Source organism: Nocardioides alpinus (assembly GCF_900112035.1).
Classification (GTDB): Bacteria; Actinomycetota; Actinomycetes; order Propionibacteriales; family Nocardioidaceae; genus Nocardioides; species Nocardioides alpinus.
On sequence record NZ_FOKC01000003.1, the window covers coordinates 74,140 to 90,312 of the forward strand.

Sequence of the window (16,173 nt, forward strand, 5' to 3'; positions counted from 1 at the left end):
TCCTCCTGCACTCCCGGTCGCGCCGCGAACTCACACCGGCTGCCAGTCTCCGGACCGAAGCGAAGCGGAGGCGCTAGTCGACGAGGTCGCGCACGACTGCGTCGGCGAGGAGCCGGCCACGCTGGGTGAGGATGAGGCGCTCGGCCACGAGCTCGACCAGGCCGTCGGCGACGAGGCGGGCGACGTGCGAGCGGCCGGTGGCCTCCAGCGCCGTGACCGGGAGTCCCTCGACCAGACGGATCTCGAGCAGGATCCGCTCGACCTTCTGGTCGCGGTAGCCCAGCACCTCGCGGGCCAGGGCCGGCGAGACGCCGCGGCCCAGCCGGTCGGCGTACGCCGTGGGGTGCTTGACGTTCCACCACCGCGTGCCGCCGACGTGCGAGTGCGCGCCGGGGCCGACTCCCCACCAGTGGCCGCCGGTCCAGTAGAGCTGGTTGTGGCGACACCAGTGGTCGGGCGAGGTGGCCCAGTTGGACACCTCGTACCAGCCCAGCCCGGCGGCCGAGAAACGCTCGTCGGCGAGGTGGTACTTGTCGGCGAGGTCGTCCTCGTCGGGCATCGGCAGCTCGCCGCGCTTGACCTGCCGGGCAAGAGCGGTGCCCTCCTCGACGATGAGGGAGTACGCCGAGATGTGGTCGGGCCGGCACGACAGCGCGGCCTCCACCGAGGTCTCCCAGTCCGCGAGCGACTCCCCCGGCGTGCCGTAGATGAGGTCGAGGCTGACGTCGTCGAAGCCGGCCTGACGAGCCCAGTCGACCGCGGCCGGCACCCGCATCGGGTCGTGCGTACGGTCGAGCGTGCGCAGCACGTGGTCGACGGCGGACTGCATGCCGAAGCTGATCCTGTTGAACCCGGCGGTCCGCAGCTCGTCGAGGTCCCAGGCAGCCACGCTGTCGGGGTTGGCCTCGGTGGTGATCTCCACCCCGTCGGCCAGGCCGAACTCGGCCGCCGCGCTGGCCACGATCGCACCGAGGTCGGCCGGCTTCAGCAGGGTCGGGGTGCCTCCGCCGAAGAAGATGGTCTCGATCTTGACGTCGCGGTGCCCCAGGACCTGGCGGGCGAAGCGGATCTCGCGGATCGCAGCCTCGGCGTAGGTCGACCGGCTGGCGCCGACCTCGTCACCGAGCTCGTGCGCGGTGTAGGTGTTGAAGTCGCAGTAGCCGCAACGGACGCTGCAGAACGGGACGTGGACGTAGAGGCCGAAGGGCTTGCGGCCGAACTCGGCCCACGCCTCGTCGGGCAGCAGGCCGTCCTCGGGGGCGACGTCGCCGTCGGGCTGCGCGGGGGGCACGCGGGTCATCAAACCACGCGTGCCCCCGCGAGCAGTGCTCGCCTCAGGCGTACATCTCGTCGATCAGGCCCTGGTGGTTGCCCTGGACGACGTTGCGCTTGACCTTCATCGAGGGGGTGAGCTCGCCCGACTCGACCGTGAGGTCGTGGTCGAGGAGCTTCCACTTCTTGATGGTCTCCCAGCGGTTGAGGTGGCTGTTGAGCTCGTCGACGTACTCAGCGACCATCGCCTTCACGGCGTCGGACTGCACGATGTCGGTGTAGGACGCGCCGCTCATGCCGTTGGCCTCGGCCCAGCCCGCCATCGCATCGGGGTCGAGAGTGACGAGCGCGACGACGTAGTTGCGCTCCTCGCCGAAGACCATGAACTGGCTGGCGTAGGGGCACACGGCCTTGAACTTTGACTCGATCGCCGGCGGTGCGATGTACTTGCCGCCGGAGGTCTTGAAGAGCTCCTTGATCCGGCCGGTGATGACCAGGTGGCCGTCCTCGTCGAGGGCGCCCTTGTCACCGGTGTGCAGCCAGCCGTCGGAGGTCAGCGTCTTCGCGGTCTCCTCGGGGAGGTTGTGGTAGCCGTCCATCACGCCGGGGCCCTTGATCATGACCTCGTCGTTCTCACCGAGCTTGACCTCGCTGCCCGGGAAGACCGGACCGACGGTGCCGAACTTGTTCTGGTCGGGGTGGTTGACGAACGAGCCCGCGGAGGTCTCGGTCAGGCCGTAGCCCTCGAGGATGGTGATGCCGGCCGCGCCGAACCACTCGGCGATGTCGCGGTTGAGCGCGGCGGCACCGGAGATGAAGAAGCGGACGCGTCCTCCGAAGCGGTCGCGCACCTTGCTGAAGACCAGCTTGTCGAAGAGACCGTGCTTGACCTTGAGGCCGATCGGGACCGACTTGCCCTCGCGCTTGAGGCGCTCGACCTCGAGGCCGGTGGCGAAGGCTGCCTTGAAGAGCTTCTCCTTGGCGCCACCCTCCGCGGCCTGCATCGTGACGATGCGGCCGTGGGCCTTCTCGAAGATGCGGGGGGCCGCACCCATGAAGGTCGGCTTCACCACGCCGAGGTTGTCGACGATCTTGTCGACGCGACCGTCGATCGCGGCAGCGAAGCCGCACGCCATCTGGGTCGACATGAGGACCTTGCCGAACGAGTGGGCCATCGGCAGCCAGCGGAACTCGAGGTCGCTCTCGGACAGGATGCCCTGCGCACGGATGGCCTCGCCCTCGTAGACCCACGACGAGTGCCGGAGCCGGACGCCCTTGGGGCGGCCGGTGGTGCCGGAGGTGTAGATCAGGGTCGCGAGCTGGTCGGGAGCGATCGCCTCGGACGTCGTACGCACGATGTCGGGCTGCTCGGCGAGCCTGGCGGCACCGAGCGCGGCCAGGTCGTCCAGGGTGATCACCCAGTCACCGTCGGCGGCTCCGTCGAAGGTGACGACCTTCGTGACGTGGGGCAGCTCGGCGCGGTGTGCGGTGAGCTTGGCGAGCTGCTCGTCGTCCTCGGCGAAGACGACGCGGCTCTCGGAGTCGCCGAGGATGTAGACGGTGTCCTCGGCGTTGGTGCTCGGGTACACCGTGGTGGTCGCGCCCGCGGCGCACATGATGGCGAGGTCGGCCAGGATCCACTCGTAGCGGGTGCCGGAGGCGATGCCGACGCGCTGCTCGGACTCGATGCCGAGCGCGATCAGGCCGGCGGCGAGCGCCTCGACGCGGTCGCCGGCCTGCTTCCAGGTGACGGACTCCCACGCCTCCCCACGCGGGAAGCGGAAGGCCTCGCTGTCGGGGGATGCGGCCACGCGGTCGAAGAACTGGACGGCCACGTTGGCCGGCATCGTGTCGAGGAAGGCCGTGTCGATCGTGAGCGCCATCTGTTACCTACTCATTCGTCGGAGCGTGACGCGACCGCGTCACACAGCGGGGGCGTGCTGCTGACTTGGGCTGTAACCTAGATCACTATGTTTACCCAGCGGTAGCAAACACCCCATTTGTCTCGCCCCGGATCAGAAAAGTCAGTCCTGGACGGCCTTGGTGATGGCGATGCACCGGGTGACCCACTCCTGCTCGTCGGCCGTCAGTCGCCGACCCGCAGCGGCCGCGTCCTGGACCGTCCAGCCCGCATTGACCACCATGCGCACGACCACCCAGTCGCGGGCGCGCGCCTCGTCGAGACCGGCCGCGTCGACGATCGCGTGGAATCGGCGCCGCAGCCCGTCCCGGACCGAGCCCACCGCCCCCGGCCCGGCGAGCTCGTCCATCCGGTTCCACAGCATGGGGGCAGGCTCGTAGTGCGGGTCGCCGCTCATCGGCTTGGGGTCGATGGCGAGCCACTCCCCGGCCGCGTCCGCCATGACGTTGGCGTAGTGGAGGTCGCCGTGCACGACCACAGGCCGGCCTCCGTCGTCGGCCAGCAGGTCACGTCCGGTGGAGAGGGCCTGCTCGACGTAGCGGCGCGGGATCGGGAGGTCGCGGCCCAGGCCGGCGAGGTCGTCCAGCCAGCGCTCGACGTACGACGCGACAGTGGCGAGCTGCGGCATCGCCGGCTGGTGAAGTCGGCCGTAGAGGCCGCCCACCACCTCGCAGGCCTCGACGTCCCAGCTGTCACCGAGGTCCGGTCCGGGCAGCCAGTCGAGCAGGAGCGCGCGCCGGCGCGGGTCGGCCCGCAGCAGGCGTACGGCGCCGCGCCCGCCCCAGTGCTGCAGGGCCAACCCCTCGTGGAGCGACTCGACGTCGCCGTCAAAGGTGACCTTGAGGCCAGCAGGCGCCCCGTCGGCGTCACGGACGGGCACGACCAGCGAGCAGAAGCCGTGGAGCGTCTCTGCGCTCGGCACGAGGTGCCAGTCGGCAAGCAGGTCGTCGGTCAGCCGCGGCAACCGGTCGAGCCAGCGCGACCAGTCCTCCCCCAGGCTCCGCTGGGACAGCAGTCCCAGCGGGATGGCGACGGGCATGGGGCGAGCCTAGGGTGCACACACGAGCGAGCGTCAGCGAGCTCATCATCGAGAACAGCGCGACATGTGCCTCATGCGCGCACGGAGCGAAGCGAGTACGCGTATGAGCATGCGTCAGCAACCGTGGTCGGACGAGCAGGCAGAGCACGGCCGGATCCTGGTCCTGAGCGACAACCCGATCTCGCAGGCCATCGCCACGATCGCCGGCGCGGTCGGGCGTGAGGTGCTCGTCGAGGCGGCCGACGACGGTGGTCCTGGGCTCGCCCCGCGCGCCGGCGACGCAGTGGTGCTGTGCGACCACGACGCCCCCGATGCACCGGCCGTCCTGCGGGCCGCACTCGGCTCGGAGGCGTCGTACGTCGCCATGATGGCGAGTCGACGTCGTGCCGGTGCGCTCCTCGACGAGCTCGTCGAGGAGGGTGCCGACGTGTCCGCGCTGCACGTGCCCGCAGGTCACAACCTCGGCGGCAGGGCGCCCGGCGAGATCGCCCTGTCCGTGGTGGCGGAGATCGTGGCCGAGGCCTACGGCCGGCCGGGCGGACCGATGCTCGACTAGTCCCTCACCGAGGGACCAGGGCGCGCTCGATCTCCTCCAGCGCCTGGCGCGCGTAGCCCTGCCACATGCGGGCGAAGACGGGCATCACCATGCTCCCTGCGCGGGTCGGCTCCACGACCCACTGCCAGGACACCTCGACGCCGGTGCCGGCCGGCGCGAACGCCCACGTGCCCTCGGCCGCCGAGACGAGGGGTGTGAGCGGACCGGTCATCGGCTCGATGCGATAGCCGAAGCTCGCGCCGGGACTCACTGCGGTGAGCGTCTCGCGCATGGTGCCGCGATCGGCCAGCACGATCGTGCGGGTCTGGCCGACCGTGCCCCACACGCCCGACTGGTCGCGGACGTCCTTGATGGGCGGCAGCGCCGCGAAGCGCCGGCAGAAGATCCGCGGCAACGGCATCGGCAGCACCGCGTCGAAGGCGGCGCCCACCTCGACGGGAAGTGTGCGGCTGGCCCGGAGGGTGCGCGGTGACGGCATGTCGCCAGTCAACCGCAGCGTCGGACCGCCGACCACCCCTCGCCCACTAGCGTGCAGGCGTGGGCTTCTCGTGGGACGACCTGGGCCAGCTGGCCCTGGCGCGCCAGTTCCCCGAGGCACCCACCGACCTCGTCGGGCGACTCGCGGCGGTCGGGCCGATCCAGTCCCAGACGGCCCGCTCCCCCATCCTCGCGCTCGCCGCACGCTTCCCGGGCACCACCCGTGACGACCTCACCGCGGCCTACGAGTCCGGGGCGGTCGTGCGCGGCAGCACGGTCCGAGGCACCGTCCACACCGCGACACCGGAGCAGTACGCCGCCCTAGGTGCCGCGACGCGGGTCGGTCAACGCACCCTGTGGCAGCGGATGCTGCGCCTCGAGCGATCGACGCTCGAGGACCTGTGGCGGGCCACCGAGGAGTTCGCGACCGCGTGGCGCACGACCGACGAGCTGGCCGACCACCTGCACCGGTGGCTGATGGAGCACGAGGGACGCGACGACGTGACCGGGCAACAGGCGGGTCGCTACCTCGCCTTCGGCCACGGTGGCCTCGTGCGGCGTCCGGTCAACGGGGACTGGTCGGGCCAGGGGGCACCCGAGTACCGCACCCTCCCGCCGGTCGTCGACGCGAGCGTCGCGGACGCGATCGAGCTGCACCTGCGCAGCCACGGTCCGGCCTCGCGACACGACCTCGCCTGGTGGTCCGGCGTCGGCCTGCGCGTGGTCGACGAGCACCTCGCTGACCTCGGCGAGCGGCTCGGGCTCGTCGCCGCGGACGGCCCCGACGGCCGCACGTACGTCGACCTGGCCGATCCGCCGGCGCCACGCACGCTGGCCGGCGTACGACTGCTGCCGGAGTTCGACGCGCTGATGTGCGGCTACGACCCCGCGGGCCGCGAACGGTTCGCCGCGCCTGCCCACCTCACCCGGCTGTGGAGCGGCGCCAACGGGCTGGTGCTGCCGCCCCTGATGGTCGACGGCCGGATCACCGGCTACTGGCGGGCGACAGGATCGGCGAGGAGGCGACCACTGGAGGTGGTGTGGTTCGCCGGCACCCGGCGGCCCCGCAGGGCGGAGCTCGACGCGCCCGTCGCCGCGCTCGAGGCGGCCCTCGGCATCACGGTCACGGACGTCTCGCTCAGCCGCGAGGTGGTGTGAGGGCGCCGGGCTGGTCGCGGAGGAACTCCCCGGGCGTCATGCCCGCGACCGTGCGGAAGTCGTGGGTGAAGTGCGCCTGGTCGGTGTAGCCGAGGGTGGCGGCCATGTCGGCCAGCCCGGTCGTGCCCGCCTTCAACCCCTCGACGGCGTCGTGCAGGCGGCGTCGCTGGACCAGCCACTTGGGGCCGAGTCCCAGCCGCTGCTCGAGGAGTCGCTGGAGGCTGCGCTCCGTCAGCCCGACGTGCGCCGCCATGTCGGACACCCGCGTCACGTCGGGGTGGTCGCGCAGCCAGGTGACGAGCTCGTTGACCAGCAGTCCCTGCCCGTCGACGGGCAGGTGCGTCGCCAGCCACCGCTCCGTCGCCTCGATCGCCGCCGCGTGGGCGGCGGGGACGCCCGGGTCGGGCTCCATCGCGGTGCGGACCCGGTCGACGAGGTCGGCGTGCGCGGGAGACAGCACCGTGTCGAGCTCGATCCAGCGGTCCGTGACCGTGGCGACCGACCGGCCCAGCAGGAGCCGACCCGCGCCGGGGGTCAGCATGGTGCCGACGGCCCAGCCGTCGCCCTCGAGCGTGACGCTGGACCGGCCGCGGGCGACGCCGTAGAACCGGGCATAGGTGTTGCTCACGACGACGAGGCACACCGGGTGCTGGAGGGTGCTCTGGGTCGACGGCTCGGCCAGCGACCAGACCGGGATCCAGAAACGGTCCACCAGGTCCGTGAGGTGGGGGCTCGGGGCATAGCGGTGGATGGGCGGTGAGGGACGGCTCACGCCCGTCAGGTGCGCGCGGTCGACCGGATCGACCTTCCGGGATCCCCGTGACGCCTGCACGTGTCGGATTATCACAAGAGGCACCGACACCCGCGCTGCGAACGTGGACCCATGACCGAGACCTCACTGAAGTTCACCGAGCGAGCCGACGTCTTCGCCACCATCGTCGGCCGGGCCTGGCCCGCGTGGGACGCACCGACCCCCTGCGAGGCGTGGACGGTCCGCGACGTGGTCGACCACGTCATCGACACCGAGCGCGAGTTCCTCAAGCGGCAGGACCTCGGCCCCGGGCCCTCGCCCGACCGGAGCGATCCGGTCGGGGCCTGGCGCCAGCATGCCGCGGCCGTCGCCGAGGTGCTTGCCCGCGACGGCGTCGCCGACACGGAGTACGACGGCTGGTTCGGCCGCACGACGATCGCGGCCACGATGGCCGACTTCTACGGTTGGGACCTCGTCGTCCACGGTTCTGACATCGCCCGCGCCACGGGACAGGAGTGGACGATCAGCGACGAGGAGGCCACCCAGCTGCACACCACGGCCGACGGCTGGGGCGACGCCCTCTACTCCGAGGGCATCTGCAGGGAGGCGGTCGAGGTGTCCGACGACGCATCCGCCTCCGACCGCCTGCTGGCCCGGCTGGGCCGGGACCCGGGCTGGCGCCCCGAGCCGGTTCGGCAGTCCTAAGCGGCCCAGGCGGCCCAGTCGGCCTAGGCGGCGTCCCGGATCTCGCCGGCGACCATCGCCATCGTCGAGCGGGCGCGGACCGGGTCCTCGGTGAGGAAGTAGTGGTCGACGCCGGGCGTCACGTCGTGCACCACCCGGATGCCGGAGGCCCGGAGCCGGTGGGCGTAGGCGTCGCCCTCCGCGCGCAGGACGTCCCGCTCGGCGGTGAGCACGACCGCCGGCGGCAGCCCGGTCAGGTCAGCGGCGAGCAGCGGCGAGGCGTACGGCTCCAGCCGGGTCGCCGGATCGGGCAGGTACACGCGGCGCACGAGGCGGCGCAGCTCCGGCGAGATCATGCCCGGCTCGCCGTCGCGGGGTTCGGCCGACAGGTCGAGCGACGGGATGCCGAGCACCTGCAGCGTCGGGGTGAAGGAGCCGGAGTCGCGCGCCTGGAGCGCCACCGACGCGGCCAGGCCACCGCCGGAGCTGAAGCCGCCGACCGAGACCGGGGTGCCGTCGCCCGCGAGCGCCGCGGCGACGTCGTGCGCCTGCTGCTGGGCGACGGGGTAGGCGACGCGGGGTGCCACCTCGAAGTCCACGTTGGCGACCACCACGCCCGCCGTGGCAGCGACGTAGCGGCACCACCAGTCGTCCATCGCGGGGTAGCGCATCAGGAACGCACCGCCGTGCAGGTGCACGTGGATCGGCAGCGGGCCGGGCGCCGGCCGGTAGAGGAAGACCGGCACCTTGCCGTGGCGGGTCGGCACGAGCACGCGGTCGGGAGCCGGCAGGTCGCGGCCCGCGAACCTCAGCCCGTCTCCGTACGACACCGTGAACCTCGCAGTCGCCCGCATCATCTCGACCCGCAACCGGTCCCCTGGCGTCACGGTCGCAGTTCGCGACGGCCACCCCCGTCGGATTGGTCAGGCGGACGGGTCAGCTGCGCTGCAGGGTGATGACGGCGACCGTGCAGCGGCCCGCGACCTCACCCGGTCCGGTGACCAGGCAGCCGGCGTCGGTCCCCTTCAGGACGTACGCCGCCTGGTCGCCGGCGAGCGGCAGGACCGAGGTCCGGCCGAGCTCGAGGACGGTGACGAAGGAGTCCACGTCGGGCGAGGCGATGACGTTGAGCGCGCGCACCGCGCCCTCGGGCACCGACGCGACGACCGCCGCGTCCCCGGAGAACGCGAAGGGTCGGTGCGGCTCGACGACGTGGGTCTCGCCGTCGACCTCCAGCCCGAGCACCGGTCCGTCGACGACCGTCAGGAGGCGGTGCCGGCCGGGGAAGGTGGAGAACGGTCCGTCGCGGTCGACGTCGGCGAGGCTGATCCGCCAGGCCCCGTCGTCGGCCGTCGCCAGCTCCCGCGTCGTACCTCCACCGTTGCCCCAGGGCCGCGGGGGCACCTCGTCGCTGCGGACGATCGGGGGCACGACTACTTCTTGCCGGACTTCTCGGCCGGCTGCGTGGTGGAGAGCGCGGCGACGAACGCCTCCTGGGGGACCTCGACGCGGCCGACCATCTTCATCCGCTTCTTGCCCTCCTTCTGCTTCTCCAGGAGCTTGCGCTTGCGGGTGATGTCGCCGCCGTAGCACTTGGCGAGGACGTCCTTGCGGATGGCGCGGATGTTCTCGCGCGCGATCACCCGGGCACCGATGGCTGCCTGGATCGGCACCTCGAACTGCTGGCGCGGGATGAGCTCCTTGAGCTTGCCGGCCAGCATCACGCCGTAGGCGTAGGCCGCGTCCTTGTGCACGATCGCGCTGAACGCGTCGACCGGCTCGCCCTGGAGCAGGATGTCGACCTTGACGAGGTCGGAGGCCTGGTCGCCGTCGCGCTCGTAGTCGAGGGAGGCGTAGCCCTTGGTGCGCGACTTGAGCTGGTCGAAGAAGTCGAAGACGATCTCGCCCATCGGCAGCGTGTAGCGCATCTCGACGCGGTCCTCGGAGAGGTAGTCCATCCCCTGCAGGTTGCCGCGCTTGGCCTGGCAGAGCTCCATGATCGTGCCGATGTAGTCGGAGGGCGACAGGATCGTGGCGCGCACGACCGGCTCGCGCACCTCGGCGATCTTGCCGCCGTCGGGGTACTCACTCGGGTTGGTGCACTCGATGACGGTGCCGTCCTCCATCGCGACCGAGTAGACGACGTTGGGGGCCGTCGAGATCAGGTCGAGGTTGAACTCGCGCTCGAGGCGCTCACGCACGATCTCCATGTGGAGCAGGCCGAGGAAGCCGCAGCGGAAGCCGAAGCCCAGCGCGCCGGACGTCTCGGGCTCGTAGGCCAGCGCGGCGTCGTTGAGCTGCAGGCGCTCGAGGGCGTCGCGGAGGTTGGGGTAGTCGTCGCCGTCGATCGGGTAGAGCCCGGCGAACACCATCGGGTTGGGGTGCTTGTAGCCGCCCAGCGACTCCGTCGCCCCGTGGTGCTGACTGGTGACGGTGTCACCGACGCGCGACTGGCGTACGTCCTTGACGCCCGTGATGAGGTAGCCCACCTCGCCGACGCCGAGGTCGCTCGCCTTCATCGGCTCGGGGCTGATGACGCCGACCTCGAGCATCTCGTGGACGACGCCGTTGGACATCATCTTGATGCGGTCGCGGTGGCTGAGCTTGCCGTCGACGACGCGGACGTAGGTGACGACCCCGCGGTAGGTGTCGTAGACCGAGTCGAAGATGAGCGCGCGGGGCGGGGCGTCGGCGTTGCCGACGGGGGCGGGGGTCTGCTTGACGATCTCGTTGAGCAGCGCCTCGACGCCGAGGCCGGTCTTCGCCGAGGTCTGCAGCACGTCGGACGGGTCGCAGCCGATGATGCCGGCGAGCTCGGCGGCGTACTTCTCCGGCTGCGCGTTGGGGAGGTCGATCTTGTTGAGCACCGGGATGACGTGGAGGTCCGCGCCGAGCGCGAGGTAGAGGTTGGCCAGCGTCTGGGCCTCGATGCCCTGGGCGGCGTCGACCAGCAGGACCGCGGCCTCGCACGCCTCGAGGGAGCGGGACACCTCGTAGGTGAAGTCGACGTGCCCGGGGGTGTCGATCATGTTGAGCACGTAGGTGCCGGGCTCGACGCCCTCGGCGTTGTCGGCCGGCACGGTCCACGGGAGGCGCACGGCCTGGCTCTTGATGGTGATGCCGCGCTCGCGCTCGATGTCCATCCGGTCGAGGTACTGCGCGCGGGACGAGCGCTCGTCGACCACCCCGGTCAGCTGGAGCATGCGGTCGGCGAGGGTCGACTTGCCGTGGTCGATGTGCGCGATGATGCAGAAGTTGCGGATGATCGATGGGTCGGTCGAGCCAGGCTTCGGCGCGTTCTTGAGGCTCACGGACTGCTTTCAGGAGTACGACGGAGGGATCGGACCATTCTCCCACGCGGGGCGAGCCTCGCCGAACCGGCGCGTTAGCGTGCGGGGGTGACTCGGCCGGCCCACGCGAACCACCTCCCGCTCCTGCCGGCCGCCGCGTTCGTGCTCGTCTGGTCGTCGGGCTACATCTCCGGGCCCGCCGCCGTGCACGCCGCCGCGCCGTTCTCGGTCCTGGGCTGGCGCTTCGTCGTCGCCGCCCTGATCGCCGCCGGGCTGTCACTGGCGCTGCGTCGACCCACGCGGATGGACCGCGCGACGCTCGGCCGGGTGGCCCTGGTGGGGCTGGTGATGAATGCGCTGCAGTTCGGCCTGATGTACGTCGCCTTCGACCTCGGCCTGGGCGCCACCCTCGCCTCGCTCTTCCACGCACTCAGCCCCGTCCTCACCGCCCTCCTGGCGGCCGGGCTCCTCGGCGAGCGCGTCTCCCGTGTGCAGGTCCTCGGCTTCGGCGTCGGGGTGGCCGGCGTGCTGCTCGTCCTGGGTGCGGACCTGGGCCACGCGGGCGGCCCCGTCGCGGTGGTCATCGGCGCGCTCAGCATGCTCACCCTCAGCCTCGGCACGCTCGGCCAGCGCTGGATCGGCGCGCAACCCGACCTGCTCTGGTCGGCGGCCGTCCAGTTCGCCGTGTCGGCACCTCCCCTGCTGGTGCTCGGCTGGCTCACGGAGGGCGCGTGGCCGGTCACCGACGGCCGGCAGGCCCTGATCTCGGTGCTGTTCCTGGCGATCGTCAACTCGATCATCGGCCTGGTGCTGCTGTCGCTGCTGGTGCTGCGCGGTGGCTCGGGCGCGGCGGCCAGCCTGTTCTTCCTCAGCCCACCGGTCACGGCCGTGCTGGCGTGGCTGATCCTCGACGAGACGCTCTCGCCCACCCAGCTGGTCGGGCTGGTGGTCGCGGTGGTCGGCGTGGGCGCCGCCACGCGCACCCGGGCCGCGCCCGCCCCGACCGCGGTGCCCGCTGCGGCTCAGGACGTCGGCACCCAGTAGCGCCGCTTCGTGCCGCGTACGTCCTCCAGCACGCCGCCCGCCGCCTCGATCACCCGGATCGATCCGACGTTGTCGTCGTCGCAGGTCACCAGGGCGGGGTCGATGCCCAGAGCGAGCGCCCACGGCAGCGCCTTCGTCAGCATCGCGGTGGCGTGCCCCTCGCGCCGACGGGTGGGGCGTACGTCGTAGCCGATGTGCCCGCCCACGTCGAGGAGGAAGTCGTTGAGCTCGTGGCGGATGGCGAGCCGGCCGAGGTAGTCGTCGCCGTCGACCCACCACAGGGTCGTGCACGGCACGTGCCACTCGAGGCGAGGCGTCTCGAGGAGGGCGTCGGCCTTCACCGCCTCGACGAAGACCGCGAAGGCGTCGGGGTCCTGCCAGCCGGGGGCGTTGTGCTCGATCCAGGCGGCGGTCTGGCTGAACTCCGCGCCCTCGGCGACGAACTCGTCCATCGCCTCCAGGAAGGACTCGCGCACGGACGTGGTGGGCAGGACGAGCTCGGGCATGGCGCCATCCTGCCAAGGTCGAAGCCGCGGGCGCAGCCCGATATCCGGTGTCGGGCGCGGCGACCGGTGGGGAAGGATGCCGCCATGTCCCGCACGCCGCTGCCGCCCTACCCAGCCCCGCACGGGGAGACCGCCAGGCGCCTGGAGTGGCCCTTCCTCCCGCCGCACCTGCGGGCGTGGATCGAGCGCAGGTGCGGCTCCCCCGTCGTGTCGGCGATCTCGCAGACCAGCGGCTTCACGCCCGGCTTCGCGTCCGTCCTCGTGTGCGAGGACGGCTCCCGCCACTTCGCCAAGGCGGCGTCGGTCAAGGCGCAGCGCGTGTTCGCCGACTCCTACCGCGAGGAGGCCCGCAAGCTCGCCGCACTGCCCGCGTCGGTGCCGGCCCCGCGCCTGCTGTGGCACCTGGACGACGACTGGGTGGTGCTCGGCATCGAGTACGTCGCCGCCCGGGCGCCGCACCGGCCTTGGCAGGAGGACGACCTCGACGCGCTCCTCGACTCCCTCGAGCAGGCGGCCGACCTGCTGACCCCACCCCCGGCCGGGCTGGACCTCGACACCGCCGAGGTCGACTTCGCCCCGCTCCTCGACGGCTGGACCAGCCTGCGCGAGACCCGCACCGACCTCGACCCCACCCACCTCGCCGAGACCGAGGCGCTCGCCCGGCGCTACGCCGAGGTCGTCGGCGGCGACACGTTGGTGCACACCGACATCCGCTCCGACAACGTGCTCATCGACCCCGAGGGACGCGCGCTGGTGTGCGACTGGAACTGGCCCGTGCGCGGTGCCGCCTGGTTCGACTCGTTCGCCGCCCTGATCGGCCCGCGCGCGGAGGGGATCGACGTGGACCGCGTGATCGCCGGGCGCCGGCTGCTGAAGGACGTCGACCCCGAGGCGTACGACATCAACCTCGCGCTCTACGTCGGCTACTTCTTCACCCAGTGCGAGCTGCCCGCCCCGCACACGTCCCCGCACATCCGCGACCACCAGCGCTGGCAGGGCGAGGTCTGCTGGGACTGGCTGTCCGAGCGCCGGGGCTGGTCGTGACCGCGCCCCGCGCGGTCGGCGTACGCCTGCCGTACGACGGTGTGCCCGCTGCGGTCCGCGCCTGGGTCGACCGGTCGCTGGGCTCCCCGGTCGTCGAGGTGGCCGAGCAGGTGGGCGGCATGTCGCCGGGCTGCGCCACGCGGGTGACCTGCGCCGACGGGACCCGCGCGTTCGTCAAGGCTGTCGGCGCCTCGCTGAATCCCGACACCCCGAGCCTCTTCCGGCGCGAGATCGGCGTGCTCACGCACATCGGCGCGCACGAGCTGTGGGCGCAGCTACTGGGGTCGTACGACGACGGGGACTGGGTCGCGCTTCTGATCGAGGACGTCGAGGGGCGCCACCCCGACTTCAGCGACGACGCGGAGCTGGACGCGGTCCTCGAGGGGACCGACCGGCTGTCCGAGGTCCTGCAGGGACTCGAGGTGCCTCAGTCGGTGGACCTGGTCGACGTGGGGTTCGTGCTCCGCAGGTGGGCCGACACCCTCGACACGCTCCGCGACGCACCGGCCGAGGTGCCGGTGCCCGCGTGGCTGCGGACCGACCCGCACGGCTGGGCCACAGTGCTGCGTGACCACGGCTCGCGCCCGATGCCCCACCTCGCCCACTGGGACATCCGCGTCGACAACCTGCTGCGGCGACCGGGAGGGGAGATCGTCTTCATCGACTGGGGCGCCGCGGCACGCGGCCCGGCCTGGGCCGACCCGCTGCTCACCCGGCTGGAGCGGATGGACGAGCCCTGGTTCGACACCTCCATCGCGTCCTCCCCGACGCTCCTCGAGGCGGGCGAGGAGACGGTCACCGCGTTCCTCGCCGGCTTCGGCGCCCACCTCGCGGTCAGGTCGGTCGTCGCGGTCGACGTCAACCTGCCGACGCTCAACGAGTTCCGGACCCGCGAGTCGAGGCGCATGCTGGAGGCAGTGAGCAGGCGCACCGGTCGCTCGCTGTAGGCGGATTTGGGCGCTCGGGACGGGTGCCGGTAGTCTTTCTCACTGCATGTCCGGCGCCCGACCCTCCTGTGCTCATCGGCAGGAGCGGTTGCCAGGCAGCCGACAGCACGAGACTTTCACCCTGACCAGCTCCACAACATCGAGGACCCACACGTGGCGAACATCAAGTCCCAGATCAAGCGCAACAAGCAGAACGAGAAGGCGCGCGTGCGCAACCAGGCCGTCAAGTCGCGCCTGAAGACCGCCGTCCGCAAGTTCCGCGAGCTCGCCGAGACCGGCGACAAGGACGCGGCCGTCGCCGCGGGCCGCGACGCCATGAAGGCGCTCGACAAGGCCGCTGCCAAGGGCGTCATCCACGACAACCAGGCCGCCAACCGCAAGTCCTCGATCGCCAAGAAGGCCGCGTCGCTCTGACCCGAGCCTCCTCGCTGGACACCCGCCCTCGTGGCGGGTGTTTTGCATTTCGGGCCCAGTCGGTCAGCGGGGGTCGGTCAGCGGGGGTCGCGCAGCCCGGCGACGGTGAGGACCAGCCGCTCGAGGGTGTAGGACGCGTCGTGCGCCTGCCCCTTGATGTCGGCGTCGGCCACGGCGACCGCGCGCACTGCCGCAGCGATGCCGTCGGGACTCCACGACCGCGACTGGTCGCGGACCGTGCGGACCTTCCACGGCGGGACGCCGAGGTCGCGGGCGAGGTCACCGTCGCGCGCTCCCCGCGGTGAGCCGAGGTAGCGGGCCAGGCTGCGCGCGGAGGCTGCCATCGCCGAGGTCACCAGCACCGCGGCGGTGCCGGAGTCGAGCGCCCACCGCAGCTCCTCCAGGGCGAGCGCCCGCTTGCCCGCGAACGCCGCGTCGGCGACGGTGAACGACTTGGCCTCGGCGCGACCACCGAAGTAGCGCTGCACCTTCTCCACGGTGAGCTGCTCACCGTGGAAGTCGTTGGTCAGCTGGTCGGCTGCAGCCGCCAGCGAGCGCAGGTCGGTGCCGACAGCCTGGACGAGGAAGGTGGCGGCGTCGGAGTCGATCTTCGCCCCGTGCGTGGCGACCTCGGAGGTCACGAAGCCCGGCATCTCGCTGGCCCTGATCTCCTCGGACTTCACCTCGGTCACCGCGGGGAGCTTGCGCAGCTTGGCCAGCACGCCGCTGCCCTTGGCGCCGCCGGAGTGCACCAGCACGAGCGCGACGTCGTCGACCGGGTCGGCACAGTAGGCGAGCAGCCCGTCGACCGACTCGTCGGGCAGGTCCTCCAGCCCGCGCACCGTCACGCAGCGGATCGAGGAGAAGAGGGACGGCGCGGACATCTCCCCGAGGGAGGCGAGGGTCAGGTCGGAGGCAGGCGACTCGGCGAACTCGGCGTCCGCGTCGTGCACCCGAACGGCGTCGCGGACCGAGACGACGGTGCGCGAGGAGAGGTACTCCTCCTTGCCCGTCACGAGGACGACGTGGCCGAGGACCTGCGCGGCGGAGGGGGTGCGTGCCATGGTGCC

Annotated in this window: 17 protein-coding genes; 7 read left to right on the forward strand and 10 right to left on the reverse strand. The window is 71.8% G+C overall.

Translation table 11 applies throughout. The features are described from left to right. Positions 1–73 precede the first annotated feature (73 nt). From hemW to BM127_RS08145, 3 genes are all read right to left on the reverse strand, one after another. The gene (gene hemW, locus BM127_RS08135; protein WP_091197939.1) at positions 74–1,291 is read right to left on the reverse strand and encodes a radical SAM family heme chaperone HemW; all 1,218 of its coding nucleotides are present in this window, start codon (positions 1,289–1,291) and stop codon (positions 74–76) included. A gap of 43 nt (positions 1,292–1,334) precedes the next feature. Further along, a complete protein-coding gene (locus BM127_RS08140) occupies positions 1,335–3,155 on the reverse strand; it encodes an AMP-dependent synthetase/ligase (protein ID WP_091197164.1) in 1,821 nt (606 codons plus the stop codon). Between the two features lie 141 nt (positions 3,156–3,296). Then, positions 3,297–4,232: an aminoglycoside phosphotransferase family protein gene (locus tag BM127_RS08145; RefSeq protein ID WP_091197167.1), complete on the reverse strand. Its 936-nt coding sequence runs from the start codon at positions 4,230–4,232 to the stop codon at positions 3,297–3,299. A 109-nt stretch (positions 4,233–4,341) separates the two neighbouring features. Here BM127_RS08145 and BM127_RS08150 point away from each other — a divergent pair, with 109 nt between their 5' ends. Beyond that, positions 4,342–4,788 carry an XdhC family protein gene (locus tag BM127_RS08150; RefSeq protein WP_157829550.1) on the forward strand — a complete coding sequence of 149 codons (447 nt, stop codon included), beginning with the start codon at positions 4,342–4,344 and terminating at the stop codon, positions 4,786–4,788. Positions 4,789–4,792: 4 nt separating this feature from the next. Here BM127_RS08150 and BM127_RS08155 read toward each other — a convergent pair whose 3' ends face one another. Continuing rightward, positions 4,793–5,266 carry an SRPBCC family protein gene (locus tag BM127_RS08155; RefSeq protein WP_091197941.1) on the reverse strand — a complete coding sequence of 158 codons (474 nt, stop codon included), beginning with the start codon at positions 5,264–5,266 and terminating at the stop codon, positions 4,793–4,795. A 59-nt stretch (positions 5,267–5,325) separates the two neighbouring features. On the opposite strand from BM127_RS08155, the gene BM127_RS08160 reads away from it, so the two are divergent. Next, positions 5,326–6,423 (forward strand): DNA glycosylase AlkZ-like family protein, encoded by a 1,098-nt coding sequence (locus BM127_RS08160; protein WP_091197172.1) that lies wholly within the window; start codon positions 5,326–5,328, stop codon positions 6,421–6,423. Here the strand turns inward: BM127_RS08160 and BM127_RS08165 are convergent. Beyond that, the gene (locus tag BM127_RS08165; protein WP_198554267.1) at positions 6,404–7,195 is read right to left on the reverse strand and encodes a helix-turn-helix domain-containing protein; all 792 of its coding nucleotides are present in this window, start codon (positions 7,193–7,195) and stop codon (positions 6,404–6,406) included. The genes BM127_RS08160 and BM127_RS08165 overlap by 20 nt on opposite strands. A gap of 111 nt (positions 7,196–7,306) precedes the next feature. Here BM127_RS08165 and BM127_RS08170 point away from each other — a divergent pair, with 111 nt between their 5' ends. After that, on the forward strand, positions 7,307–7,879 hold the full coding sequence (locus tag BM127_RS08170; RefSeq protein WP_091197177.1) for a TIGR03086 family metal-binding protein: 573 nt from the start codon (positions 7,307–7,309) through the stop codon (positions 7,877–7,879). Between the two features lie 23 nt (positions 7,880–7,902). Here BM127_RS08170 and BM127_RS08175 read toward each other — a convergent pair whose 3' ends face one another. Genes BM127_RS08175 through lepA form a run of 3 tightly spaced genes read right to left on the reverse strand, consistent with a single transcriptional unit; the run spans position 7,903 to position 11,169 of the window. Next, a complete protein-coding gene (locus BM127_RS08175) occupies positions 7,903–8,745 on the reverse strand; it encodes an alpha/beta hydrolase fold domain-containing protein (RefSeq protein ID WP_198554266.1) in 843 nt (280 codons plus the stop codon). Positions 8,746–8,794: 49 nt separating this feature from the next. Then, positions 8,795–9,289: a HutD/Ves family protein gene (locus BM127_RS08180; RefSeq protein WP_091197182.1), complete on the reverse strand. Its 495-nt coding sequence runs from the start codon at positions 9,287–9,289 to the stop codon at positions 8,795–8,797. Between the two features lie 2 nt (positions 9,290–9,291). After that, a complete protein-coding gene (gene lepA, locus BM127_RS08185; protein ID WP_091197185.1) occupies positions 9,292–11,169 on the reverse strand; it encodes a translation elongation factor 4 in 1,878 nt (625 codons plus the stop codon). An 87-nt stretch (positions 11,170–11,256) separates the two neighbouring features. Here lepA and BM127_RS08190 point away from each other — a divergent pair, with 87 nt between their 5' ends. Then, positions 11,257–12,192, forward strand: coding sequence for a DMT family transporter (locus BM127_RS08190; protein WP_091197188.1), 936 nt, complete (start codon positions 11,257–11,259; stop codon positions 12,190–12,192). Here the strand turns inward: BM127_RS08190 and BM127_RS08195 are convergent. Next, the gene (locus BM127_RS08195; protein WP_091197191.1) at positions 12,171–12,698 is read right to left on the reverse strand and encodes a GNAT family N-acetyltransferase; all 528 of its coding nucleotides are present in this window, start codon (positions 12,696–12,698) and stop codon (positions 12,171–12,173) included. The two genes, BM127_RS08190 and BM127_RS08195, sit on opposite strands and share 22 nt — an antisense overlap. Positions 12,699–12,782: 84 nt before the next feature. On the opposite strand from BM127_RS08195, the gene BM127_RS08200 reads away from it, so the two are divergent. The 3 genes from BM127_RS08200 to rpsT all read left to right on the forward strand — a co-directional run bounded on the left by BM127_RS08200 (position 12,783) and on the right by rpsT (position 15,103). Beyond that, complete coding sequence (locus tag BM127_RS08200) at positions 12,783–13,742, forward strand: phosphotransferase family protein (RefSeq protein ID WP_091197193.1); 960 nt, start codon at positions 12,783–12,785, stop codon at positions 13,740–13,742. Next, a complete protein-coding gene (locus tag BM127_RS08205; protein ID WP_091197196.1) occupies positions 13,739–14,689 on the forward strand; it encodes an aminoglycoside phosphotransferase family protein in 951 nt (316 codons plus the stop codon). The genes BM127_RS08200 and BM127_RS08205 overlap by 4 nt, the downstream gene beginning before the upstream one ends. A gap of 153 nt (positions 14,690–14,842) precedes the next feature. After that, positions 14,843–15,103 carry a 30S ribosomal protein S20 gene (gene rpsT / locus BM127_RS08210; protein ID WP_091197198.1) on the forward strand — a complete coding sequence of 87 codons (261 nt, stop codon included), beginning with the start codon at positions 14,843–14,845 and terminating at the stop codon, positions 15,101–15,103. A 77-nt stretch (positions 15,104–15,180) separates the two neighbouring features. Here the strand turns inward: rpsT and holA are convergent, their stop codons facing one another. Then, the gene (gene holA / locus BM127_RS08215) at positions 15,181–16,167 is read right to left on the reverse strand and encodes a DNA polymerase III subunit delta (RefSeq protein WP_091197201.1); all 987 of its coding nucleotides are present in this window, start codon (positions 16,165–16,167) and stop codon (positions 15,181–15,183) included. Between the last annotated feature and the right edge of the window lie 6 nt (positions 16,168–16,173).